Source organism: Nonomuraea sp. ZG12 (genome assembly GCF_052068115.1).
In the GTDB taxonomy this organism is placed as follows: Bacteria; Actinomycetota; Actinomycetes; order Streptosporangiales; family Streptosporangiaceae; genus Nonomuraea.
Genome location: NZ_JBQHCW010000031.1, coordinates 79,507 through 103,591, shown reverse-complemented (window position 1 = coordinate 103,591; position 24,085 = coordinate 79,507). Strand labels below are relative to the sequence as shown.

Annotated in this window: 16 protein-coding genes; 5 read left to right on the top strand and 11 right to left on the bottom strand. The window is 73.3% G+C overall.

Annotated features, from left to right (window positions below):
* Together ACTMTF_RS43650 and ACTMTF_RS43645 are read right to left on the bottom strand one after the other, a co-directional pair.
* Positions 1–128, bottom strand: a 128-nt coding sequence (locus ACTMTF_RS43650; protein WP_441115981.1) for a polyketide synthase docking domain-containing protein, incomplete at its 3' end; no start/stop codon positions are given.
* The gene (locus tag ACTMTF_RS43645) at positions 118–8,565 is read right to left on the bottom strand and encodes a type I polyketide synthase (RefSeq protein ID WP_441115976.1); all 8,448 of its coding nucleotides are present in this window, start codon (positions 8,563–8,565) and stop codon (positions 118–120) included. The genes ACTMTF_RS43650 and ACTMTF_RS43645, both read right to left, overlap by 11 nt.
* A 277-nt stretch (positions 8,566–8,842) precedes the next feature.
* On the opposite strand from ACTMTF_RS43645, the gene ACTMTF_RS43640 reads away from it, so the two are divergent.
* Both ACTMTF_RS43640 and ACTMTF_RS43635 read left to right on the top strand, forming a co-directional pair.
* Positions 8,843–10,213: a condensation domain-containing protein gene (locus ACTMTF_RS43640; RefSeq protein ID WP_441115975.1), complete on the top strand. Its 1,371-nt coding sequence runs from the start codon at positions 8,843–8,845 to the stop codon at positions 10,211–10,213.
* A gap of 126 nt (positions 10,214–10,339) precedes the next feature.
* Positions 10,340–11,851 carry an amino acid adenylation domain-containing protein gene (locus ACTMTF_RS43635; protein ID WP_441115974.1) on the top strand — a complete coding sequence of 504 codons (1,512 nt, stop codon included), beginning with the start codon at positions 10,340–10,342 and terminating at the stop codon, positions 11,849–11,851.
* 97 nt (positions 11,852–11,948) lie between these two features.
* Here ACTMTF_RS43635 and ACTMTF_RS43630 read toward each other — a convergent pair whose 3' ends face one another.
* The gene (locus tag ACTMTF_RS43630) at positions 11,949–12,152 is read right to left on the bottom strand and encodes a phosphopantetheine-binding protein (protein WP_397003677.1); all 204 of its coding nucleotides are present in this window, start codon (positions 12,150–12,152) and stop codon (positions 11,949–11,951) included.
* Between the two features lie 258 nt (positions 12,153–12,410).
* Here ACTMTF_RS43630 and ACTMTF_RS43625 point away from each other — a divergent pair, with 258 nt between their 5' ends.
* The 3 genes from ACTMTF_RS43625 to ACTMTF_RS43615 are packed head-to-tail and all read left to right on the top strand — an operon-like array spanning position 12,411 to position 16,225.
* Entirely contained in the window at positions 12,411–14,135 is a 1,725-nt protein-coding gene (locus ACTMTF_RS43625; RefSeq protein WP_441115980.1) for a condensation domain-containing protein, read from the top strand.
* Between the two features lie 6 nt (positions 14,136–14,141).
* Positions 14,142–15,038, top strand: a complete 897-nt coding sequence (locus ACTMTF_RS43620) for an LPD16 domain-containing protein (protein ID WP_441115973.1) — start codon at positions 14,142–14,144, stop codon at positions 15,036–15,038.
* 5 nt (positions 15,039–15,043) lie between these two features.
* On the top strand, positions 15,044–16,225 hold the full coding sequence (locus ACTMTF_RS43615) for a cysteine desulfurase family protein (RefSeq protein ID WP_441115972.1): 1,182 nt from the start codon (positions 15,044–15,046) through the stop codon (positions 16,223–16,225).
* A 44-nt stretch (positions 16,226–16,269) separates the two neighbouring features.
* On the opposite strand, the gene ACTMTF_RS43610 is transcribed toward ACTMTF_RS43615, so the two are convergent.
* The 8 genes from ACTMTF_RS43610 to ACTMTF_RS43575 are packed head-to-tail and all read right to left on the bottom strand — an operon-like array spanning position 16,270 to position 23,915.
* On the bottom strand, positions 16,270–17,298 hold the full coding sequence (locus tag ACTMTF_RS43610) for a hypothetical protein (RefSeq protein ID WP_441115971.1): 1,029 nt from the start codon (positions 17,296–17,298) through the stop codon (positions 16,270–16,272).
* Between the two features lie 15 nt (positions 17,299–17,313).
* The gene (gene rfbA / locus ACTMTF_RS43605) at positions 17,314–18,192 is read right to left on the bottom strand and encodes a glucose-1-phosphate thymidylyltransferase RfbA (RefSeq protein WP_441115970.1); all 879 of its coding nucleotides are present in this window, start codon (positions 18,190–18,192) and stop codon (positions 17,314–17,316) included.
* Between the two features lie 23 nt (positions 18,193–18,215).
* Positions 18,216–19,379: an ABC transporter permease gene (locus tag ACTMTF_RS43600; RefSeq protein ID WP_441115969.1), complete on the bottom strand. Its 1,164-nt coding sequence runs from the start codon at positions 19,377–19,379 to the stop codon at positions 18,216–18,218.
* Entirely contained in the window at positions 19,376–20,560 is a 1,185-nt protein-coding gene (locus tag ACTMTF_RS43595; protein ID WP_441115968.1) for an ABC transporter permease, read from the bottom strand. The genes ACTMTF_RS43600 and ACTMTF_RS43595 overlap by 4 nt, the downstream gene beginning before the upstream one ends.
* Position 20,561: 1 nt before the next feature.
* Positions 20,562–21,500 (bottom strand): ABC transporter ATP-binding protein, encoded by a 939-nt coding sequence (locus ACTMTF_RS43590; RefSeq protein ID WP_441115967.1) that lies wholly within the window; start codon positions 21,498–21,500, stop codon positions 20,562–20,564.
* Positions 21,497–22,585 carry a right-handed parallel beta-helix repeat-containing protein gene (locus ACTMTF_RS43585; protein WP_441115966.1) on the bottom strand — a complete coding sequence of 363 codons (1,089 nt, stop codon included), beginning with the start codon at positions 22,583–22,585 and terminating at the stop codon, positions 21,497–21,499. The genes ACTMTF_RS43590 and ACTMTF_RS43585 overlap by 4 nt, the downstream gene beginning before the upstream one ends.
* The gene (locus tag ACTMTF_RS43580; RefSeq protein ID WP_441115965.1) at positions 22,585–23,133 is read right to left on the bottom strand and encodes a hypothetical protein; all 549 of its coding nucleotides are present in this window, start codon (positions 23,131–23,133) and stop codon (positions 22,585–22,587) included. The genes ACTMTF_RS43585 and ACTMTF_RS43580 overlap by 1 nt, the downstream gene beginning before the upstream one ends.
* Positions 23,130–23,915, bottom strand: coding sequence for an alpha/beta fold hydrolase (locus tag ACTMTF_RS43575; RefSeq protein ID WP_397003697.1), 786 nt, complete (start codon positions 23,913–23,915; stop codon positions 23,130–23,132). Before ACTMTF_RS43575 ends, ACTMTF_RS43580 begins: the two co-directional genes overlap by 4 nt.
* Positions 23,916–24,085 lie beyond the last annotated feature (170 nt).

Below are 24,085 nucleotides of genomic sequence, written 5' to 3'. Positions count from 1 at the left end.
CACGCCATACCGACAATCGCGATCGGCTCATGCCTGCGCCCCTGATCCTCGGACAGACGCTGACGAGCCTCCGCCAGCTCCACCAGGACCTTCTTCAAATACGCTCGCAGCTTGTCTTCATTCGCCATGGTCTGGCCTTTCCTGCGGTGACCTCAGGGGAGACGTCATCGCCCGGTTGTCGATCAGGGCGAAGATCTCCTCGTCGGAGGCGGAAACGATCTCCTCAGCGGCGCCGTTGGATCCGTTCGGCGCGGCGACGCTGACAGGTGAGGTGCCGATCCTGGTGAGCGCGCTCTGCAGGATGGCGACGAGCCGGCCGCGTACGGCGTCCGCTTCGCCGTTGGCGGCCTGCATCATGGATTCGGCCTGGTCCACCGCCGTCCGGAGGGCGTCCTCGGCGGAGGGTGTCTCGGGGGCGAGGGTGCGGAGCAGGTATTCGGCCAGCGAGCGGATCGTCGGGTGGTCGAAGATCAGGGTGGACGGCAGCCGCAGCCCGGTGCCCGTGGTGAGCCGGTTGCGCAGCTCGACGGCGGTCAGCGAGTCGAAGCCGAGATCGTTGAAGGCCAGGTCGGGGTCGACCTGGTCGGGGTCGCCGTGCGCGAGGACGGCGGCGACGTGCGAGCGGACCAGCTCGGTCAGGTGGGCCAGCGCACCGGCCTCGCCGAGCACGGCGAGTCGCTCGGTCAGGCCCGCCGGTCCCGCCGGACCGGCCGCGGCGCGTACGGTCGTGGCGGCTGTACGGCGCGGCAGGCGTACCAAACCGCGCAGCACTCCCGGCAGGTCGCCCGCTTCGGCCCGAGCGCGCAACCCGGCCGCGTCCCAGCGAGCACCCACCACGACCGGCTCCACCTCGCCGGTCAGGACGCCGTCGAACAGGCCCAGTCCCTCTTCCACCCGCAGCGGGGCGATCCCGGCGCGGGCCAGCCTGGCGACGTCCAGGCCACCGGTCATCCCCGACTCGACATCCCACAGGCCCCAGGCCACCGACACCGCCGGCAACCCCGCATCCCGCCGATGAACAGCCAGCCCGTCCAGGAACGCGTTCGCCGCAGCGTAGTTGCCCTGCCCCGCGTTCCCCACCACCCCGGCGAGCGAGGAAAACAGGACGAAGAACCGCAACGGCATCCCCTCGGTCAGCTCATGCAGGAACCAGGCCGCGTCCGCCTTAGGTCCCAGCACCACGTCCACCCGCTCCGGCGTCAGACTCCCCACCACGCCGTCGTCCAGGACCCCGGCCGCATGCACCACACCCGCCAGCGGCCCCACCGACCCGACCACGTCAGCCAGCGCCCGCCGATCCGACACATCACAGGCCAGCACCCGAACCCGCGCCCCAGCCCCTTCCAGGCCGGCCACCAACCCCGCCGCCGCCACCCCACGACGCGACACCAGCACCAGATCCCGCACCCCATGACACTCCACCAGCCGCCGCGCCACCAGCGCACCCAGCCCACCGGTCCCGCCGGTCACCAGCACCGCCCCATCCCCAGCTGGGACGGAGGTGGGAGGGGGAGTCGTGAGTGCGCGGCGGACCAGGCGGGGCACGAGGACGGTGTCGCCCCGGGCGGTCAGCTCCGTCTCGCCGGCCGCGATGGCGGCGGCCACCAGGCCCCAGCCGGAGAACCCCGCTCCCACCTCGGCCAGCACGAACCGGCCCGGCTGCTCGCTCTGCGCCGACCGCACCAGCCCGCGAACCGCCGCGACCGCCGGCTCCCCGGCCCGGGTGAGGCAGACCAGCCGCGACCCGGCGAACCGCTCGTCACCGAGCCAGCCCTGCACCAGGTCGAGCGCCTGCCCCACCGCGTCGTGCGCGGAGTACGGCAGGTCACCGGGGTCGGCGTGACAGGGGGCCAGGACCAGGTCGGGGACGCGGTCCGCGGTCATCTCGGCCAGCGAGGCGAGGTCGTAGTAGCGCGGCGGGTCGATCCCGGCCGCCGCCAGCTCGGCGCCGATCTCGTCGGTCAGCTCGTCGGCGCCGACCAGCGCCCAGCGCAGCCCGGACTTGTCGGCCGGGGCCCCGGCGAACCCGGTCCACTCGACGGCGTGCGCGAGGGAGTCGGCGGGCCCGGCGGCGTCGTTCTTGGACATCCGGCGCAGCACCAGCGTGTCCACGTCGGCGATCCACTGCCCCGCGCCGTCGAAGACGGTCAGCGACACGCGATCGTCGCCCAGCCATTCGAGCCTGACCCGCAGCGTCTGCGCGCCGACCGCGGCCACCCGCACCCCGCTCCAGGAGAACGGCAGCAGCAGCCCGGCGTCGTCCGCCGACTCCAGCACCACCAGGTGCAGCGCCGCGTCCAGCAGCGCGGGGTGCAGCGTGAAGCGACCGGCGTCACCGCGCACCGGCTCGGGCAGGGCCACCTCGGCGTACGCCGCGTCGTCCGCTCGCCAGGCGGCTCGCAGCCCCTGGAACGCCGGGCCGTAGGCGTAACCGCGCGCGGCCAGGCGGCCGTACGGGTCGTCCAGGTCCACCGGTTCGGCGGCGGGCGGCCAGCTGATCGGCGCAACCGGTCCGGAGCCGGGGTCGTCGCCGAGCAGGCCGGTCGCGTGGCGGGTCCAGCCCGCCTCGGCGTCGCCGGCCGGACGGCTGTGCACGGTCACGGCCCGGCGCCCCTGCTCGTCCGGCCCGCCGACCGCGATCTGCAGGTGTACGGCTCCCGTATCGGGCAGGAGCAGCGGGGCTTCCAGGGTCAGATCCTCGACCTCGGCGCACCCGGTCGCGGCCGCCGCCTCCAGCGCCAGCTCGACGAAGGCCGTGCCCGGCAGCAGCACCGTACCGTCCACCGCGTGGTCGGCCAGCCACGGCGAGCTCGCCAGGGACAGCTGCCCGGCCAGCAGGAACCCGTCCTCGGCCGCGAGCGGGACGCTCGCCCCGAGCAGCGGGTGGCGTGAGGGCGCGAGCCCGCCGCCGGCGGCGGCCGATTCCGCGTCGAGCCAGTGCCGCAGGCCCTTGAAGGCGTAGGTCGGCAGCGCGTCGTCGTGGCTCACCGCCGGGCCGAGCACCGCCGGCCAGGTCACGTCCACGCCGAGCACCCAGGCCTGGGCGGCGGCCTTGAACAGGCGGGCCGCGCCGCCGTCGCCTCGCCGCAGCGTGCCGGTGGCGCCGCCGGGCGCTCCCGTGGCGGCCAGCGTGTCCTCGACGTGCCCGGTGAGCACGGGGTGCGGGCTGACCTCCAGGAACACCGGGACGCCGGAGCCGGTGAGCGACTCCACCGCCTGCTGGAACAGCACCGGTTGCCGCAGGCCGGTGAACCAGTAGTCGCCGGTCAGCCTGTCGACGTCGATGGGGCCGCCCGCCAGCGACGAGCAGAACGTGACGTCCACGGGGCGGGGCCGGAGTCCGTCGAGCGTCTCCAGCAGTTCCTCGCGCAGGGCGTCGATGTGCGGGGTGTGCGCGGCGTAGCCGATGGCGACCCGCCGGACCCGCATCGCGTCACCGCAGGCGGCGGCGAACTCGTCCAGCGCGTCGGCGTCGCCCGCCACGACCGAGCTGGCCGGTCCGCTGTGGATCGCGAGCCAGAGCCTGCCGGCCCACGGCTCCAGCATCCGAGCGGCCTGCTCGGTGTCGACGGGCAGGGCGAGCATGCCGCCCCGGTCGCCGAGGCGCATCAGCGCCCGGCTGCGCAGGACGACCACCCGCGCGGCGTCGTCCAGAGGCAGCGCCCCGGCGACGCACGCGGCGGTGATCTCGCCCTGGGAGTGGCCGAGCACCGCGGCGGGCCGCACGCCGAGCGAGCGCCAGACCTCGGCGAGGGAGACCATGACCGCGAACAGCACCGGCTGGATCACGTCCGAGCCCTCCAGCGCGGGCGCGCCCTCCGCGCTGCGCAGCACGTCCACGACCGACCAGCCGGTGTGCCGCGCCAAGGCGCGGTCGCAGCGCTCCAGCTGCTCGCGGAAGGCGGAGTTGGAGCCGAGCAGGTCGACGGCCATGCCGGCCCACTGTGAGCCCTGGCCGGGGAAGACGAACACCGGGCGGGCATCGGCGTACGCGACGCCGGTGGCGACGGCGGCGTGCGGCGCGCCCTCGGCCAGCGCGGTCAGCCCGGCCAGCAACTCCTCCCGGTCCCGCGCCACCACCACCGCGCGATGCTCGAACACGGCACGCCGGGCGAGCACCCGGCCGGCACCGGCGAGCTCGTCGACCGTGACGTCCCCGGCATAGGCGAGCAGCCGCGCGGCCTGAGCCCGCAGAGACTCCGCGGACTTGGCCGACACCGGCCACACCAGCGGCTCCCCCGCTGCGAGCGCCACCCGCTCCGGCTCAGCCGCCCCCTCCACGATGACATGCGCGTTCGTACCACTGACCCCGAAACTCGACACCCCGGCTCTCAACGGCCGATCGCCCGGCAGCCTCACCGCCTCGGTCAGCAGCCGGACACCACCCGCCGACCAGTCGACATGCGGCGTCGGCTCCTTCACGTGCAACGTCGGCGGAAGCGTCCGGTGCTCCAGCGCCTTGACCATCTTGATCACACCCGCCACACCGGCAGCCGCCTGAGTGTGGCCGATGTTCGACTTCAGCGAGCCGAGCCACACCGGACGGTCGGCGGTGCGGGCACTGCCATAGGTGGCCAGCAGCGCCTGGGCCTCGATCGGGTCGCCGAGCGTGGTGCCGGTGCCGTGCGCCTCCACCACGTCCACGTCGCCCGCGTTCAGCATCGCGTCGGCCAGCGCCTGCTGGATGACGCGCTCCTGGGCGGGACCGCTGGGGGCGGTGAGGCCGTTGCTGGCGCCGTCCTGGTTGACCGCGCCGCCACGGATCACCGCGCGTACCGGATGGCCCAGGCGGCGGGCGTCGGAGAGCCGCTCCAGCAGCAGCACGCCCGCGCCCTCGGCCCATCCCGTGCCGTCCGCCTCGGCGGAGAACGCCTTGCAGCGCCCGTCGGCGGCCAGCCCGCCCTGCCTGCTGAACTCCACGAACATCCCCGGGCTGGACATCACGGTCGCGCCGCCGGCCAGCGCCATCGCGCACTCGCCGCGCCGCAGCGCCTGGACCGCCAGGACGATGGAGACCAGCGACGACGAACAGGCCGTGTCCGTGGTGATCGCCGGACCGCACAGGCCCAGCGTGTACGCGATGCGGCCGGAGACGACGCTGAGCGCGGTGCCGGTGAGCAGGTGGCCGTCGGCGACACCGCCGGTGCGGTACAGCCGGGGGCCGTAGTCGGGGGCCATCGCGCCCATGAACACGCCGGTGGCCGAGCCGCGCAGGTCGGCGGGGTCGATCCCGGCCCGCTCGATGCTCTCCCAGCAGATCTCCAGCAGGAGCCGCTGCTGCGGGTCCATGGCCGCCGCCTCGCGCGGGCTGATCCCGAAGAAGGCCGCGTCGAACCGGTCGGCGTCGTGCAGGAATCCGCCGTACCTGGTGTCGCTGGTGCCGGAGCGGTCGGGGCCGGTGGCGAAGAGGGCGTCGACGTCCCAGCCGCGGTTCGCGGGGAACTCACCGATCGCGTCGGCGCCGGTGCTGGCCAGCCGCCACAGGTCCGCCGGCGAGGAGACGCCGCCGGGATAGCGGCATCCCATCCCGACCACCACGATCGGGTCGTCCGCCTCCGCCTGCCGCCCGGCCGCCCGAGCGGGCCCGGCGGCCAGGTCCGGCGTCGAGCCGGTGAGCAGGGCGTGCAGGTGGCCGGCGAGCCGAGCAGGCGTCGGGTGGTCGAACAGCAGTCCGGTCGGCAGTTTCAGCCCCGTCGCCGTACGCAGCCTGTCGCGCAACTCGACGGAGGCCGCCGAGTCGAAGCCCAGATCCTTGAAGGTACGACCGAGCTCCACCGCGGCGGCGTCCTCATACCCGAGCAGCTTGGCCGCGGCGTGCCGCACCAGACCACGCACCTCGTCCAACGCCCACCCCGAGTCCGCCTCACCACCGTCGGCGCGGGGTTCCCGCTCGGGGACTGCCGGTGAGGGCCGCGCGGGGACCGCGGTCGTTCCTGCCGGGGAGTACAAGCTCCGCTGGAAGGGGTAGGTGGGCAGGTCCACCAGGTGGGCGCGTGGCGTCTCGCGTACGGCCGGCCACTCGACCGGAGCGCCCGCGGCGTACGCCTGGGCGAGCGAGCGCAGCACGCGGTCCGGCCCGCCCTCGCCACGGCGCAGCGTGCCGATCACGGACACGTCGACCTCGGCGGCCTCGGCCGTCTCCTCCACGGCCGTGGCCAGCACCGGGTGCGGGCTGCACTCCACGAACAGCTCGCAGCGCTCCTCGGCCGCCACCCGTACGGCCTGGGCGAAGCGGACCGGGTGGCGCAGGCTGCGGTACCAGTAGCCGGCGTCGAGCCCGGCGGTGTCCATCAGCTCGCCCGTGAGGGTGGAGACGAACGCCGTCGTCACGCTCACCGGCCGGATCGGGGCCAGCGCGGCGAGCACGTCGTCGCGTACCTGCTCGACCTCGGCGGTGTGGGAGGCGTAATCGACCGGGATGAGCTTGGTGCGGTGGTCGGGCAGCCGCTCGGCCAGCTCGGTGAGCAGCTCGCGAGGGCCTGCGACGACCAGCGAGCGCGGCCCGTTGAAGGCCGCCACGGAGAGGTGGTCCGCCTGGTCGCCGATGGCTCGCTCGACCACGTCGAGGGGGGCCGCGACCGACATCATGCCGCCCCGGCCCGCGATGCCGGCGATGGCGCGGCTGCGCAGGGCCACGACGCGGGCCGCGTCGGGCAGGGTGAGGGCGCCGATGACGGTGGCGGCGGCGATCTCGCCCTGCGAGTGGCCGACGACCACGTCCGGCTCGACGCCGTGAGCGCGCCACATCCCGGCCAGGGCGACCATGACCGCCCAGAGCGCCGGCTGGACGACGTCCACCCGGTCCAGGCCGGGAGCGCCGGGCCGCTCGTTCAGCACGTCGACGAGGGAGTAGCCGGTGTGGGGCGCGAGGGCGTCCGCGCACTCGGCGACGCGCGCGGCGAAGACCGGCGACGCGGCCAGCAGCTCACGGGCCATGCCCGGCCACTGCGATCCCTGACCGGGGAAGACGAACACCCGCCGCCCGCTCGTCGCGGCACCGAGCAGGACGTCGTCGTGCGGCCGGCCGTCGGCCAGCGCCCGCAGCCCCGCCACCCTGGCCTGCCGGTCCGGGCCGAGCACCACCGCGCGATGCTCGAAGACCGCCCGGCTCCGAACCAGGCTGGCCGCGACGGCCGCGAGGTCGGCCTGCGGCTCCGCCACCACCTCGGCCAGCCGCGCCGCCACCTCCCGCAACGCCCCAGGATTCCGCCCCGACACCACCCAGGGCAGTCCAGCGCCGGAAGCCCCAGCGGCAACCGGCTGCGCCGGCGACGGCGTGGGTGGTGGTTCGGTGAGGAGGAGGTGGCAGTTGGTGCCGCCCATGCCGAAGGCGCTGACGCCCGCCACCAGGGGGCGATCGGCCGCGGGCCAGGGGGCGGTCTCGCGTACGACGCGCAGGCGCAGGTCGGGCAGCGGGATCTCCGGCGGCGGCGACTCGAAGTGCAGGCTGGCGGGCAGTTCGCGGTGCTTGATGGCGAGCACCACCTTGAGCAGCCCGGCGATGCCCGCCGCGCCTTCCAGGTGGCCGATGTTGGTCTTGACCGAGCCGACGGGCAGCGGCTCGCTCTCCGGCCGGGCCGAGCCGTACGCCGCGCCGAGCGCCGCTGCCTCCACCGGATCGCCGACCTTGGTGCCGGTGCCGTGCAGCTCGACGTAGCCGACGTCGCCCGGCGCCACGCCGGCGCGTGCGCAGGCCAGCCTGATGGCCTCCTCCTGCGCCCGCCGGCTGGGCACGGTGAGCCCTTCGCCGCCGCCGTCGTTGTTGACCGCCCCGCCGAGGATGACGGCGTGCACCGCGTCGCCGGCGGCCACCGCGTCCGCGAGCCGCTTCAGCACCACCAGCGCGCCGCCCTCGCCGCGCACGTACCCGTTGGCGCGGCTGTCGAAGACGTGGCAGCGGCCGTCCGGCGACAGTGCGCCGAAGCTGCCGATGGCGTCGGTGGTCGCGCCGCTCAGGTTGAGGTTGACGCCGCCGGCCAGCGCCAGCGCGGTCTCGCCGTGGCGCAGGCTCTCGCAGGCCATCTGCACCGCGACCAGCGAGGACGACTGTCCTGCGTCGAGGGTGAGGCTGGGGCCGCGCAGGCCGAGGAAGTAGGAGATCCGGTTGGCGATCATGGCGCGGTTCGCCCCGGTGTAGGCGTGCCTGCCCGGCTCGGCGCCGGCCTGGGCCAGCAGCGCGGCGTGGTCGTTCGAGATGGCGCCCAGGAACACGCCGCCGGCGCTGCCGCGCAGCCCGGTGGGCGCGGTACGGGCGTTCTCCAGAGCTTCCCAGGCCAGCTCCAGGACCAGGCGCTGGTGCGGGTCCATCGCCGCCGCCTCGTTCGGCGAGATGCCGAAGAAGGCCGCGTCGAAGCCGTCGACGTCCTGGAGGAAACCGCCTCGGCGGTAGTCCGCCGCCTCCGGCCACCGGCCCTCGGGCGCCTCGGTGACCGCGTCCACGCCGTCGCGGAGCAGCCGCCACAACGCTGCGGGGTCGGCGGCCCCGGGCAGACGGCAGGCCATGCCGACGACGGCGATCGCGTCCGGACCGCCGGTGACCACCGGCCGCATCGACTCGTCACCCATCAATTCGCCACCCCAAGCCTCTGGCATCTTGACGCCGCCGCTTTGTCTGGAACGACTTTCATGAAGCCCGCCTGTTCGGCTTTATTGCGTTGCCGATACTCGGGCCGTTGCTCAGTTATTGCGACTTTAGGGGCGACTCCGGTTCCAGCCCATGGTCCGCTGCTGGCACGTAGTTACCGCCATTAGTTGCCATCGCGGAGAGAGGCGGCGGCCTTGACCCGCGCGCTTCCCGTCCGCGATGAATAACGAGCGGAGAAAGCCGGCTCGAGGAGATCACATGACGGTCGAGGCACACTTGAGTCACGGCCAGCTCTTCAGCTGGCGGGAGATCGAGCGTTATCCGCGGGGCTGGGGCCACGAGGCGAACCTCCCGGCGACATGGGACCTGCGCGGCCTGACCCCGGCGCAGGTGGACCGGGCGCTCGGGCGGCTCGTCGACCGGCACGAGACGCTGCGCACCACCTACGAGGTGCGCGACGGGCTGCCGGTCCAGCTGGTCCACGAGAGCGTACGGCTGCCGGTCGAGCGGGTGGACCGCCTGGTCACCGACCCCCACGAGCACGAGCGGGTCAAGAGGGAGCGACTGGCGATCCCGTTCCCGATGACCGGCGACCTCAACTGGCGGGCCCTGATGGTCAGCTCCGAGGGCGCGCCGATGTACCTGAGCCTGACCTTCTCGCACCTGATCGTGGACGTGTGGTCGATCCATCATCTGCAGGACCAGTTCAAGGCCCTGGTGGCCGGCCGTCCGGGCGCGGCCGAGCTCGGCTTCACCCCGCGCGAGCTGGCACGGCGGCAGCGGACGGCGTCCTGGCAGCCCAGGCAGGCCGCGTCCGAGCGCTACTGGCGCGGCGTGCTCGCGGACGGTCTGATGGACCGGTTGCCGACGCTGCCGTCACGGGTCGAGCGCGAACGGCTGGAGCTGACGCTGACCTCCCGCCGCCTGGGCGGGCTGGCGGCGCAGGCCGGCCGGACGCACGGTGTCACCCCTCCGGCCGTGATCATGGCCTTCGTCGCCGCCGGCCTGGCCCGCCACCTGGACACCGACCGGGTCACGATGAGCCTGATGTCCTCCAACAGGTTCGCCCAGGAGGACCAGCACAACATCGGCACGATGAACCAGCTCATCCCCTTCGTCACCGCCGTGGACCGTGGCGCCACGCTCGGCGAGCACATCAAGCGCCTGCACTGGGCCGGCGCCAAGGCCTACCGCTACTCCTCCTACGACTTCGACCGGGTCACGGCCATGGCCGCGGCCGCCGGGGAGGATCCCGGCCACGACTGCTGGGTCAACCACCTGTTCCGGGCCTGGTTCAACTACGTCCAGGTGGACCGGCGGCCGGCCGACCCCGCCGACCAGAGCCCGGCGACGCTGGCGTGGACTCCGCTGGCGCAGAGCTACGGGCAGGCGTTCCGGGTGCGCGTCGAGGTGGACGACGGCGAGACCCGGGTGCTGATGCTGGCCGACCCCGACGTGCTGTCCGCCGAGGCGATGATCGACATCATGCGCACGCTGGCGCTCGGCGTCCAGCTCGCGGTGACCGATCCCGGCCGCGGCCTGAAGGACCTGTGGAACGGGCACGCCCGGGACCTCCCACCGGCGCTGTTCCCCCGTGAGCTCCCCGAGCGGGTGGTTTCCGCCGGCTGACCGCACACACGACGCACCCGCGCCGACCGCGCGAACGCTCACGTACGCGAGCCGGCCGCGCGGACCGCATCTCCGCACGGACCGCACCGATGACGTACGCGAGCCCGACCGACGATGGGAGAGACCGTGGCACGCACCCTGTACCAGTGGTTCGCCGACTCCGCGGCACGTCACGGCGACCGGATCGCGCTTGAGGCGGGCGGCGTCCGGCTCACGTACGCCGAGCTGGACACGCTGTCCGCGCGCCTGGCGGCGGAGCTGGTCCGCGCCTGCGGCGGCCCCCCGGCCAGGGCGGGACTGTACGCGGCGCGTACACCTCTCGCGTTCGCCGGATACCTGGCGATCCAGCGGGTCGGCGCGACCGCGGTCCCGCTGAACCCCGCCGTGCCGGCCGCGCGCAACCGCACGGTGGCCGCCACCGCCGGGCTCGACGTGGTGCTCGCCGACGCGGACCTGCGCCCGCCGCCGGACCTTCCCGCCCCCGTGCTGGCGGTGAGCCCGGCCGACCCGCCCGCGCCGGGACCGCTCCCCGCCGGTGCGGTGGACCCGGGCGGGCTGGCGTACGTGCTGTTCACCTCGGGCTCGACCGGCGCGCCCAAGGGCGTGCCGGTGCGCCACCGCAGCGTGGACGCCTACCTCTCGCACGTCGTCCCGCGCTACGAGCTGGCGCCCGGCTGCCGGGTCTCCCAGACCTTCGACCTGACCTTCGACCTGTCCGTCTTCGACATGTTCGCCGCCTGGGGCGGCGGGGCGACGCTGGTCGTCCCCGGCAGGTACGACCTGCTCAAGCCGGTGGCGTTCGTGAACCGGGAGCGGCTGACCCACTGGTTCTCGGTGCCCTCGGTGGTGTCGCTGGCCATGCGGCTGCGCCGCCTCGCGCCGGGGTCCATGCCGTCGCTGCGCTGGAGCCTGTTCTGCGGGGAACCGCTGTCGCTGCGGCAGGCGGGCGCGTGGCGGGCGGCGGCGCCGGGAAGCGTGCTGGAGAACCTGTACGGCCCGACCGAGCTGACCATCAGCTGCACCCAGTACCGGCTGCCCGCCGATCCGGCCGCCTGGCCGAGCACGGCCAACGGCACCGTGCCCATCGGCCTGCCGTACCCGGGGGTCGAGCACGTGGTGCTCGACGGCGACGGGCGGCCCGCCAGGGAGGGCGAGCTGTGCCTGCGCGGGGCCCAGCGCTTTCCCGGCTACGCCGACCCGGCCGACGACGCCGGCCGGTTCGTCTCCTTCGACGGAGTACGGGCCCGCGACGGCGAGGCGGTGACGGAGGAGTCCTGGTACCGGACGGGCGACCGGGTCGCCTGGCGGGACGGCCTGCTGGTGCACCTCGGCCGGCTGGACCAGCAGGTGAAGATCTCCGGTCACCGGGTGGAGCTGGGCGAGATCGAGGCGACCCTGCGCGGGCTGCCCGGCGTGCACGAGGCCGTCGTGCTCGCGCTGCCGGACCGGGACGGTGAGCCGACGCTGGAGGCGGCCTGCACCGGGCACGGGCTGGACGGCGTGGCCCTGGCCAAGGGGGTCGCCGAGGTGCTGCCGGGGTACATGGTGCCGCGCACGGTGACGGTGCTGGAGGCGCTGCCGCTCAACGCGAACGGCAAGGTGGACCGTCGAGCCATCGCGGGCGCCCTGCGCGGCTGACGACCCACAGAGACCGGGCAATACGGGCGGAACAAGCCGGATAGGACTGGGCCGGACAGGACGGGATCGGGCGGGGCTGGATCGGGCGGGGCCGGGATCAGCTGCGGGCCACGAGGGGGGCGACCGCCGCCCACAGTGAACCCACCGTGGCGAACGTCGCCTCGTCCAGGATCTCGTCAGGCACCTGCACGCCGTAGGCGTCCTCGATGTCCACGAGCAGCCGCACCACGCCCATGGAGTCGAGCCCGAGGCCGGCCAGCTCGTCGAACGCGGCCAGCATCCCGGAATCGGCGAAGGGCAAATGCGGCCGCAAAATATTCTGGAATTCGTGAGGTATTTCGAGCATCGTCACCAGGCACCTCATAGAAGAGCGTACTCGTAACGATTTTCGCGGCCACCCGCCGCACCGGTCAAGGCGACCCCCCAGCACCCCACTGGCAGGAAATAGCGGCCTGTTCCGGCCAGCGTGGACAGGTTGTCATACGTGGGCGGAAAGCCAATGCTCAATATTGTCGACCTGTCCTCGCATACGCGGCGGTGGAGGCCCCAATTGTCCGCTGTGAAGTCCGCGAACCTCTGCTGGGGGCATCGCTACATGTGGCTGAGAATCAATCAGCTGCCGCCCGAGCACCAGCACGAGTCGCACATCCTGCTGCGCTTCCGGATACATCCGGGTCTCACCCTCGCCAACATCAAGGCGATCCTGCTCTCCCTGACCCGCCGGCACGAGGCGTTGCGTACCACCTTCCACCTCGACGGCGGCCCCCGGCAGCGGGTGCACGCTCCCGGCGCCTGGCCGATCGTGCAGGCGAGCGTGGAGCGGGACGGGACGCCCAGGCCGGCGGACGTCATCGAGGAGCTGACCTCCCGGCCGTTCGACCTGGCCGCCGAGTGGCCGATCCGCGCCTGCGTCATCACCCGGGACGGCGCGCCGCAGCAGGTCGTCATCGTCTTCAACCATCTGGCCGTCGACATGTGGACGCTGGAGAAGTTCGAGCACGAGCTGTGGTCGCAGGCCCGGGGCATGACCTCGCGCCGCCCCGCCTCGCTGCCCCCGGTACGGCAGCAGCCCTCGGACCTGGCCCGGTGGGAGACGTCGGCCGACGCCGCCGTCCTGGCCGCCCGCGCGATGGCGTACTGGGAGGAGCAGATCTCCCGCCTGCCCACCGACCCGTTCACCGCCCGCCGACGGACCGGTGATGCCGCCCGCCAGCGGGCCGGTGATGCCACCTGGCGGCAGGCCGGTGATGCCGCCCAGCAGCGGGCCGCGATGCCCCACGAGGCGCGGCACGCGACGCTGACCTCGCCGGCGCTGCTGGACGCGGGCCGGCGGATCGCCGCCAGGCACAAGGTGTGGCCGTCTGCGGTCCACGTGGCCGCGCACACCGCGCTGCTGGCCGCCTACACCGGACAGCCGGCGGTGGGCCAGCTCGCGTTCTCGGGCAACCGTGAGTCGCACCCCTTCCAGGACGTGCTCACCTGCATGTTCTCCCCCATGCTGGTGCGGGTCGACTGCTCGGACGACCCGCCGTTCAGCGAGCTGATCCGGCGGGTGACGCGCGGCTCCGAGCAGGCCGCCCAGCACTCGTACGTGCCCTACGACGAGGTGGTCGAGCTGGTGTCCCGGGAGGGTTCCCGGCGCGGCGAGCCCGTACGGCTGGGCTCGGAGGTCAACTTCCTCAACCAGCGCACCCTGACTTACCGGGGCAAGCGGACCACGTTCACCTGGAACCGGCCGCCGGAGGCCTGGGCGCATCACGGCGGCGACACGTACCTGCGGATCGACGAGTGGCGGGACGCGGTCGTGCTCGCGCTCCAGGCGGCGTCCTCGGTCATGGACGCCGGGGCGGTGGAGGCGTTCCTTCGCGGCCACGAGGCCCTGGTGCTCGCGCACGACGACCCGGCGGCCGACCTGCGGATCAGCCAGGTGGCCGCACTGGCCGGCTTCGACCCCCCGGGCCTGCCCGCCGCGGTGCCACCCGCCGCCGTCATCCCGGAGGCGGCCGAGGCCGCCGTGCGGGCGTTGGCGGAGGCGGTGTGCCGGGTGCACGGGCTCGCCCGTCTCGATCCGTCGGACAGTTACGTCCTCGCCGGAGGGCGCGTCCTGCGCGCCTCCGAGGTGCTGGCCGAGCTCGGCGAACGAGGCTGGGAGGGCCTGACGCCCCGCCTGCTCGCCGCGCCCACGCCGCTGAAGGTCCTGGCCGGCCTGCTGGCCCCGGCCCACCCCCCTGCCACCGGCACCGCCGAGCCCGACCTCACGACCAACCAGAAACTCGGAGTGTGAAGAACCATGGGTAACGTTGTCAGCGACCGGGTGACCAAGGCGCACCGGCTCGTGGCCTCGGAGCAGGAGCTCCGCGAGGTGATCGGCCGCGAGCTGCCCGGCGCGGGCCTCGGCGAGCTGGTCATCATGGGTGGCCATTTCATGCTCTTCGAGGACGACGCCACGGGCCGCCTGGTCCCCGGCATCATCGAGGAGCAACGGGACGACATCATGCGCCGCCGCGTCGCCGGCCGCGTGGGCGTCTTCCCCGGCTACACCTGGCGCCTGGCGGCGGACCTGGCCAGGGCCTACACCGACGCGGGCGCCGCGATCCGCCTCCTGCTGCTGGTCAACGACTGGCAGTACGTGCCCAAGACCGACCGGCCGGCCTCCGCGCTGCGCGCCGAGTTCTTCGAGGGGTTCACCGCGCTGCCCGCCGGCTACCTGAGCGCCCTGGACGAGGCGGGCCTGTCCCCCGACGTCGTGCTGCCCAGCCGCAAGCACCCGCTCGCCTTCCCCGAGACGTGGCTGAAGTACCGGTTCCAGAAGGCGGCCGACAAGTTCGTCAAGCAGGGCCTCCTAGAGAAGCGCTTCCTCGACGCCGGGGAGTCCGGCCGGGACACCGAGGTGGCCTTCCTCGACGCCGAGGGCAACTACCGCACGCTGATCAGCTGCGGGATCACCGGCTGCGCGGGCGAGATCACCGAGATGATCTCCGAGGTGCACCGGGCGGGTCACCGTTCGATCCTGATCTTCGCGCCGGGTGAGTGCCTGGTGCCGGTGCAGACGGGCGTGGAGATCGCGCTCAATCTGTACGACCTGCGCGGCATGCGGGTGGTCGTCGCGGCCCCCGGTGGCAGCGGGGAGATGTCCCAGGACGAGATCTACCACAATCTCGTCTCAGTCAGTACCTACAAGAGCTGACCGCCATGAAAGTCATCTACCTGGACAACTGTGCCACGACCCGCGTCGACGACGAGGTGGTCGACGCGATGCTGCCCTTCCTGCGCGAGGACTTCGGCAACCCGTCGTCCCCGCACCTGCTCGGCAAGCGCGCCCGCAGGGCGGTGGACGCCGCCACCGAGTCGGTGGCCCGGCTGATCGGCGCCGACCCCGAGAGCCTCGTGTTCACCTCCGGCGCGACCGAGAGCAACAACCTGGCACTGCTGGGCATGTTCGGCCACGACGAGCGCTCCCCGGTCAACGCCGCCGTCTGCCCGACCGACCACAAGTCCTCGCTGTCCATCGGCCGGGCCCTGGCCGCCCGCGGCCTGGACGTCGGGACGATGCGGGTGGGCCCGGACGGCCAGGTCGACCTCGGCCACCTGGCCGGCCTGCTGGACCCGTTCTCCCGGGTGGCCACCGCCGCCTGGGTGAACAGTGAGATCGGCACGGTCCAGCCCGTCGCGCGGATGGCCGCGCTCTGCCACGACGCCGGCGCCATGCTGCACGTCGACGGCGCCCAGGCGGCGGGCCGGATCCCGATCGACGTGCGGAAGGCGGGCGTCGACACGATGTCGGTCTCGGCGCACAAGGTGCACGGTCCCAAGGGCGTCGGCGCGCTGTACGTACGGCCGGAGATCCGGCACCGGCTGCGGCCGGTGCTGTTCGGGGGCGGGCAGTACGCGCTGCGCAGCGGGACGATCCCGACCCATCTGGTCGTCGGCATGGGCAAGGCGTGCGAGCTGGCGCTGGCCGGGCTGGAGGCCGGGTGGCGGCGGGCGCGTGAGCTGCGCGCGACGGCGCTGGACCTGCTCATGGCCGGTTTCCCCGGCGTCCGGGTGAACGGCGACCCGGACGGCGGCGTGCCGCACGTGCTGAACGTCGTGCTGCCCGGCGTGCGCGGCGAGAGCCTGGTGTCGAGCCTGCGCTCGGTGGCGCTGTCCACCGGGTCGGCGTGCAACTCCGGCTCCCAGGAGCCCTCCTACGTGCTCACCGCCATCGGCCTGGCCGCCGAGGACGCCAACAGCTCCGTGCGGTTCTGCCTGGACCCCGGGATGGCCACGGAAGACCTGGTGCTGGGCGTCGAGCTGGTCCTGGAGCGGGCCCGTGCCCTCGCCGACGTGGTCGTGGCGATGCACGGACACCGCGTACCGGAAACGCTCGTCTAGCGGGTTCCCCCGCGTCCCGCTCGCGGGACGCGGGGGACGCGGGATCATCCGGCGGCCCCGAGATATCGGCGGGCCGCCTGCACGCCGGCCTGGAACCTGCTGGTCGCGTCCAGGTCGCGCATGAGCATGGCGATGTGCCGGCGGCAGCTGCGCACCGACATGCCGAGCTTCCTGGCCACGACCTCGTCGGTGTAGCCCTTGGCCATCAGCGAGGCGATCGCCTGCTGGAGGTCGTCGGCCACGTTGGCGTAGCCGACCTCGACGCCTTCCAGCGGCGTGGCCGTCTCCCACAGGTGGTTGAACAGGTCCAGCAGGAACTTGGCGATGCCGTGGTTGTGCACGCGGGCGACGCTGGCCTCCCCGTTGTCCGCCACACCGTCCTCCCCGTCGCCCTCCACGCCGAACATGACGACGAGCGCCCGGTCGAAGACGACCGCCGACCTGGGCACGTGGCTGACGGTGAAGACGGCCGCGCCCGCGTCGGTCAGCCGCTTCAGCAGCATGCGGGTGGACACGTCGGCGCGGCTGCGGTGCTGGCAGATGATGCGCACCGTGACCCCTCTGGCCAGCAATGTCAGGTACATCTGCGACAGGTCCTCGACGTCGCCGCCGGCGGCCTGCATGGCCAGCACCTCGTCGCGGCAGGCGTCCCCGGCCATCTTCAGGAAGCCGCGCACCTCCATGGCGCCCACGAGGTACTCCACGGCGCTGGCGGCCGAGCTCCGGCCGGCGTCCCCGTACTCCGAGCGGAAGGCCCCCATCCGCTCGCGGATCTGGTCGATCAGCTCGCGGCGCTGGTAGATCTCACGTTCCACGGAGGACACGAGGGAGGCGGAGGCCAGTTCGGGATCGACCGGCACGAACCGGCGTCCCTCGCTGTCGTCCACTCTGAGCAGCCGGCTCTCCACCAGGTTGGCCACCGCCTCGTGCGCCTCGCGCAGGCTGAGGCCGAGATCCTCGGCGGCCACCTCGACCGCCTCGATCACACCTTTGCGCGCGGCATAGCGGTAAATGTCCGTCACAGGGTCGCCGTCGGCGGGCGATCTGCCGGTGAATAATGTGGTCACACTCATGGATCGGTCTTCCTCTCACCTGTTCATGAACTGCTCGGCCACCGAGATGACGTACTGGCCGTAGGTGGACTTCTCGAGTTCGACGCCGAGCCGGTGACAGGCCTCGGCGTCTATGTAGCCCATTCGCAGGGCGATCTCCTCAAGGCAGGCGATGCGTACGCCCTGCCGCTGCTCCAGCAGCTGGACGTACTGGCTCGCCTGCAGCAGCGACTCGGGGGTGCCGGCGTCCAGCCAGGCGAAGCCGCGGCCGAGGTCGACCACTCTCGCCCTCCCCCGGTCCAGATAGGCGCGGTTGACGTCGGTGATCTCCAGCTCGCCGCGCGCCGAAGGGGTGATGTTCTTGACGATGTCCACGACGTCGGGGTCGTAGAGGTAGAGGCCGACGATCGCCCGGTTGGACCGGGGTGTGCGCGGCTTCTCTTCGATGGACAGCAGGCGGCCGTCGGCGTCGGTCTCGGCGATGCCGTACCGGTGCGGATCGCGTACCGGATAGCCGAACAGCACGCAGCCGTCGACGGTGTCGCACTCCTGGCGCAGCCGCTCCTGGAAGGAGTAGCCGTGGAAGACGTTGTCCCCCAGGATCAGCGCGACCGGGTCGTCCCCGATGTGGTCGGCGCCGAGCACCAGCGCCTCGGCGATGCCGTTGGGCTCGGCCTGCTCGGCGTAGTCCAGGCGCAGGCCGAGCCGGGAGCCGTCGCCGAGCAGCCGGCGGATCTGCGGCAGGTCCTCCGGCGTGGTGATCAGCAGGATGTCGCGGATCCCGGCCAGCATCAGCACCGACAGCGGGAAGTAGATCAGCGGCTTGTCGTTGACGGGCAGGAGCTGCTTGGAGACCGCCAGCGTCGCCGGCAGCAACCGGGTGCCGCGCCCTCCCGCGAGAAGTATCCCCTTCATCCGAACCATCCCCCTTGTGGCGATCAGGTGACCCGAGTGCGCCGGTCGAAAAGGATCAGCGAGCCGCCCAGCAGCAGGACGGCCATCCCCGAGAGCACGGCCACCTCGGGCAGGACCGTGCCGAGCCCGGTGCCGGGCTTGGTGAGCGCGAGCAGCGCGTCCATGCCCCAGGCGTGCGGGAAGGCGTGGCCGATGGCGTTGATGAGCTCGCCGGAGGCCTCGCGCGGCCACAGGCAACCGCCCAGCATGCCCAGGACGACCCCGAGCGGCGGGCCGATCGCCGGCGCCTGGTCGGGTGAGCGCAGCAGCGTGCCGACCAGGATCGCGGCACCGGTGGCGACCAGCGCGAACACGCCCACGACGACGGCCACCGCGAGCGGGTCGCCCCACGTCACGCCGAACGCGAGCGAGCTCACCACCATGATCAGCACGGCCTGGGCGGCCGCGACCAGGAACCTGCTCAGCGCTTCCCCGAGCAGCACCGACCGCTGGTGCACGGGTGCGGTCAGCGAGCGCTGCAGCATGCCCAGCCTGCGGCTCTCCACCAGCGCCGCGGCGACCGCCATGGAGTTGATGAAGGTGAACAGCAGCAGGTTGGCCGGGGCGGTGTAGGCGAAGCCGTGCGGGTCGCCGGCGGCCGTCGCCGAGTCGGTCACCGCGACCCGGCCCCCCTCGGCCTGGGCCTGGCGCACGTACTCCGCGGCCTGCGCGGGGGTGGCGCCCGCGACGCCGGCCGCCCGGGTGGCCTCCAGGACCGCCGCCACCTTGCCCACCGCGACGTCCACGGCACTGCGGGCCGCCATGCCGCTGCCGTTGGTCTGCGTCATGACCAGCTCCAGCCGGGTCGAGGCCGCGGGGATGATCAGGCCGGCGGCCAGGGCGCCCTCGCGTACGCCGGAGCGCAGCTCGGCCGCCGTGTCCATCGGCAGGACCTCCAGATCCGGGTGGCGCCGCAGCTCGGCCAGCACGGCCGTGGTGATCGGGTCGGAGCCCTCGGCGACGACCCCCACGGGCAGCCGGGCGGAGCCGGTGGTGCCACCGCCGAGCGCCATCCCGACGAAGACGATGGACACGAACGGCATGATCACCATGAAGAACAGGCCGACCCGGTCACGCGTGTGACGTCGCAGGTTGGCGGCCACCAGCGCCAGCACCGGCCGCGGCCGGCCTCCGGGGAACGGGCTCAAAGCAGCAGTCCCTTCTTGAACCCGGCGACGGCCAGCCCGCCCGCCACCAGCGTGATGGCGCACAGCACGCCGATCGGCCCGGCCACCGCGCCGACGGACCCCGCCGCGCCGGAGCCGGCCAGCTCGGTCAGCGCCGTGGAGGTCCAGCCGTTCGGGGTGAGCATGGCCACCGCGCGCAGCGGCTCGGGCAGGTCGTAGAGCGGGACCAGGCTGCCGCCGAAGAACGCCGCCACGAAGGAGACGACCATGATCACGCCGTCGGCCTGGGCGTCGGTCCGCACCCGGCTGGCCACCAGCATGGTGATCGCGGCGGCGGCCAGCACGTGCGCGACCAGCACCGCGAACACCGCGACGGGCTCGCCCCAGGTGGTGCCGAAGATGAGCGTGGAGGAGCCCCAGCAGACGCAGACGCTGACCACCGCCAGCGCGACCCCGACGACCCCCTTGCCGGCGACCGGCACCCAGGCGGCGACCGGGCCCGCGCGGATGCGGTCGAGGGTGCCGAGCTTGCGCTCGGTGAGCAGGCCCCGGAAAGAAGCGCCGACGACGAAGAAGGCGAACAGTGCCGCCATGCCGGAGCCGTAGTAGACCGACAGATCCACCTTGCCGCCGGAGAGCGGGTCCTCCGCGAGGGTGAGGGCGGGGCCGGCCGCGCCGTTGCGCTCCACCAGCTCCTTGACCTCCTCGCCGGGCACTCCGGCGCGCAGGACCGCGCGGACGGCGAGGGTCCTGGCGTCCACCACCGCCGAGATCCGGTCCACGATGGCGCTCGCCACCACCCCGGCCAGCGGCGCCTCCGGGGAGGTCAGCACCGAGACGCCGCCGCCGCGCCCGGCGCCCACGCTCTGGCTGAACCCGGCGGGGAACACGATGGCCGAGCCGATCTCGCCCGCGTCCAGCGCCCGGCGCGCCTGCTCCTGTCCGGGCAGGTCGCGCAGGGTCACCGCCTCCTTCAGCTCGTCGGAGGCCAGCACCTCACGGCGCACGGAGGCGGGGAACTCGCCGCCGTCCAGGTCCACGAAGCCCACGGTGGCGCGCAGCGGCGGGTCGTCGCCGCCGAGCGCGAGGCCGAAGAGGGTGGCCAGGGTCACCGGCACGATCAGCGCGATGACGATCGCGGTGCCGTCCCGCAGCCGGGTGCGCAGTTCGAGCGCGCTCACCGTGACAATCGCCCGCCACATGTCAGTCCCGCAAGGTGGTGCCGGTGAGGTGCAGGAAGGTCGCCTCGAGGTCGGGCTCGATGACCTGGGTGGCGGTGACCGTGGCGCTGCCCTCGACGGCGGTGATCAGCGCGGGCAGCAGGTATCTGCCGCCCTCGGCGATCAGCCGTACGGAGCCGGCGCCGGTCCTGGCCGCCTCGATGACGCCCTCGACGGTGCGGAGCTTGGCGAAGGCCGCCTCCACGTCGCCGTCGAGCACCAGCTCGATCTTGTCGGCGCTGCCGACCATGGCGACCAGCTCGCGCCTGGTGCCGTCGGCGACGATCCGCCCGTGGTCGATGATCGCGACCCGCTCGCAGACCCGCTCGACCTCCTCCATGTAGTGGGAGGTGTACAGCAGGGACATGCCGTCCTGAACCAGGAGCTCCAGCCCGTCCAGGATCGCCTTGCGGCTCTGCGGGTCCACCCCGACGGTCGGCTCGTCCAGGATCAGCACGTCGGGGCGGTGCAGGAGGGCGGCGCCGATGTTGATCCGCCGCCGCATGCCGCCGGAGTAGGTGTCCAGCCGGCCGTCCGCCCGGTCGGTCAGCCCGATCAGGTCCAGCACCTCCTCGATCCGCCCGGCCAGCCGGCGTCGCGGCAGGCCGAACAGCCTGCCGAAGAAGCGCAGGTTCTCGCGACCGGTCAGCTCCGGGTACAGGGCGATCTCCTGCGGCACGTAACCGATCCGGGCCTTGGCCCGCCTTGGATCGGCCGCCAGGTCCGTGCCGCCGACCAGGACGGTCCCGGCGTCCGGGCGCAGCAGCCCGACGAGCATGGAGATCGTCGTCGTCTTGCCCGCGCCGTTCGGTCCGAGGAGTCCGTACGCCTGGCCGGGCGCTATCGCGAAGCCGACGTCATCGACCGCGACCACGTCGCCGTACCTCTTGGACAGGCCCTCGCAGGCCAGCGTGGGCATCATCGCGGGCCCCAGCCCGCCGCGGCCGTCAGCCCCGGCGGGTCGCCCTTGTCGGCGATGTTGCCGGCGAACGCCTGCCGTGTCAGGTCAGCGCCGAGCTGGAAGTCCAGCGGGCTGTTCCCGGTGATCCGGTTCCACAGCACGTGGTTGTCCAGGGCGTCGTCGCCGCCCCACTCCTTGGAGGAGCCGATCACGAAGCCGGCGCCCATCACGGACTCGCCGCTGGGGTGGTTGTCGTGGATGTGGTTGTCGACGACGCTGACCCGGTGGGTGCCGATCAGCGCCAGGCCGACGCCGGAGATCGGCGGCCCCGCCGCGCCGAGCCCGTCCGGCTCGGCGCCGCTCGCCAGGTCGTTGCCGTGCAGCTCGTTGCCGGCGATCAGGCAGTCGCGCACCCCGCCCTCGGGCTCGCCCTCGTACACCTGGTTGAGCAGCAGCACGCCGATCGCGTTGCCGTGGCAGTCGTTGCGTACGACGCGCGCGCCGGAGGAGTTGTCCACGAAGATGCCGAAGGCGTTGGCGAAGGTCTCGTTGCCGGAGATCAGGCCGCCGGAGCGGGCGCAGAAGCTGAGGGCGACGCCGCCGTACTGGCTGCCCGAGGCCCGGCAGCGCACCACCTCGCAGCCGCTCGACTCGCGCAGGTAGACGCCCCAGACGGCGTTGTCCTCGGCGGTCACCTCGCGCACGGTGACGCCGGCGACGGTGTGGGCGTAGATCCCCGCGCCGGAGAAGCCGCGCACGGACAGCCCCTCCACGCGCACGTCACCGATGCCCGCGCCGGTGCCCTCGTCTGTGCCCCCGCCGCTGCCCTCGCCTGTGCCTCCGCCTGTGCCCTCGCCGTGCACCGTCACGCCGCTGACCACGTCCTCGGCCGCGTCGTGCAGCCGGGGCACGCCCGCGGGCCCGCCTTCGCCGGGGACCAGCACGGTCCGGTCCGGTCCGGCGCCGACCAGGGTCACGCCCGAGTGCCTGATCCACACGTTCTGCGGGTAGACGCCCTCTTCCAGCACGATTCGTGCCCCCGGGCCCGCCTCGTCCAGCGCCCGCTGGATCGACTCTCCGGGTCGTACGGTCACCATCCGCGACATCACACGCTCCCCTCCACGTACACGATCGCCAGCGAAACGAACAGCCCGTCGCCGATCCCCCAGCGGGCGGCGCCGGCCACAGTCCCGTCCGCGCCGCCCTCGGGACGCAATCGGCGCAGGGCCGCCCGGCCGCTCGCGCCACGCACGGTGTACGCGGCGCCCTCGGTCAACGACAGCCCGGTCGAAGCGGCCAGCTCCCCGGCTGCCTCCTCCAGCAACGAAGCGCCCCGACCGGCGGGCGGCCGGGACGCGGCCTCGAAGTCGTGCCAGGCGAACCCCGGCGGGCGGCCACCCACGGCCTTGATCAGGCTCTCCTTCACCGAGAACGCGGCCGGCCCGAGGCCCAGGTCACGTTCGGCGGCGGTGGTGAGGCGGCGGTCGAACACGCCACCACCCCGCCGGCCCGCCCGGACGATCCGATCCACCTCCACGATGTCCACACCCACCAGCACCGCACCGTCCACGTCCACGTCCACGTCCAGGACCACGGCACCATCGGCACCCACCGGCACCGCGCCGTTCGCGCCCAAGGCCACGGCGGCGTTCACACCGGCGCTCCGGCGCAGCGGGCCACGAAGGGCTCCAGCACGGCGGTGTACTCCTCGGCCCGCTCGACCATCGGGATGTGCCCGCTGTCCTCCACGAGCAGTACCTCGTTGCGTGGGTACTCGGCCAGCACCTCCAGCCACGGATCCACGGGCGTCATCCGGTCGTGCCTGCCCCAGACGTACATGGCGGGGCAGGCCACTCGGTCCAGCGCGGCCCTGACCTGGTACCTGCGGGTCGCCTTGAGGCTTCGGGCCATGCTGACCATCGACTCCGGACGCCGCAGCATGTCGCCGACCTCCGTCATGCGCTCAGCCGAGAACAGGCTCTGCCCGCCGTGGAACAGCGCGGCCATCATCCGCTCGCCGAACTCGTCACCGAACGGCCGCACGCTCCCCCTCCGATCGAAGCTGAGCCCGACGTCGGGGTCGGCGGTCAGGCCGGGTGCGCCGCTGACCACGATGCCGAGCACCCGGTCGGGGCGGCGGCCCGCCAGGTCGATGGCCACCAGACCGCCCAGCGAGTTCGCGCACAGCACGATCTCCGCCACCCCGGCCGCGTCACACGCGCGCAGCAGCGCGTCGCCGAGCTGCTCGATCGAGCCGGCGACCCGGCGGTCGAGCGCGCAGATCGCCTCATTGGTACGCAACACCGGCCGGCCGGCCGCCTCCAGCCGGCGGTAGGGGTGCTCCCAGATCCAGCCACCCGCGAACAGCGCGGACATGAACACCACGGCCGGCCTGGCGCTGTCGCCGAGCCGATGCTCAGCGGTGAAGTCGATCATCAACGCTCCAGTCACTTACGTCTTCGGGGTCACAGATCGCGGGGGCTCGATGGGCGGGGGGCAATGCGGAACACAGGGGCGCGGTGGGCAGGAGGGCGGGCGCGGGGGCGGAGGACTCGGTCGGGGGGCAGACACTGGGTGGGGGGCAGACGCGGGGTCGGGGTCCCGGG

Coding starts and splice junctions, on each gene's coding strand:
- ACTMTF_RS43585 (WP_441115966.1), bottom strand. CDS start 22,585: ATGTCGCGGATGGTGACCGTACGACCCGGAGAGTCGATCCAGCGGGCG.
- ACTMTF_RS43620 (WP_441115973.1), top strand. CDS start 14,142: ATGGGTAACGTTGTCAGCGACCGGGTGACCAAGGCGCACCGGCTCGTG.
- ACTMTF_RS43610 (WP_441115971.1), bottom strand. CDS start 17,298: ATGAGTGTGACCACATTATTCACCGGCAGATCGCCCGCCGACGGCGAC.
- ACTMTF_RS43595 (WP_441115968.1), bottom strand. CDS start 20,560: ATGTGGCGGGCGATTGTCACGGTGAGCGCGCTCGAACTGCGCACCCGG.
- ACTMTF_RS43640 (WP_441115975.1), top strand. CDS start 8,843: ATGACGGTCGAGGCACACTTGAGTCACGGCCAGCTCTTCAGCTGGCGG.
- ACTMTF_RS43590 (WP_441115967.1), bottom strand. CDS start 21,500: ATGATGCCCACGCTGGCCTGCGAGGGCCTGTCCAAGAGGTACGGCGAC.
- ACTMTF_RS43615 (WP_441115972.1), top strand. CDS start 15,044: ATGAAAGTCATCTACCTGGACAACTGTGCCACGACCCGCGTCGACGAC.
- rfbA (WP_441115970.1), bottom strand. CDS start 18,192: ATGAAGGGGATACTTCTCGCGGGAGGGCGCGGCACCCGGTTGCTGCCG.
- ACTMTF_RS43575 (WP_397003697.1), bottom strand. CDS start 23,915: ATGATCGACTTCACCGCTGAGCATCGGCTCGGCGACAGCGCCAGGCCG.
- ACTMTF_RS43645 (WP_441115976.1), bottom strand. CDS start 8,565: ATGGGTGACGAGTCGATGCGGCCGGTGGTCACCGGCGGTCCGGACGCG.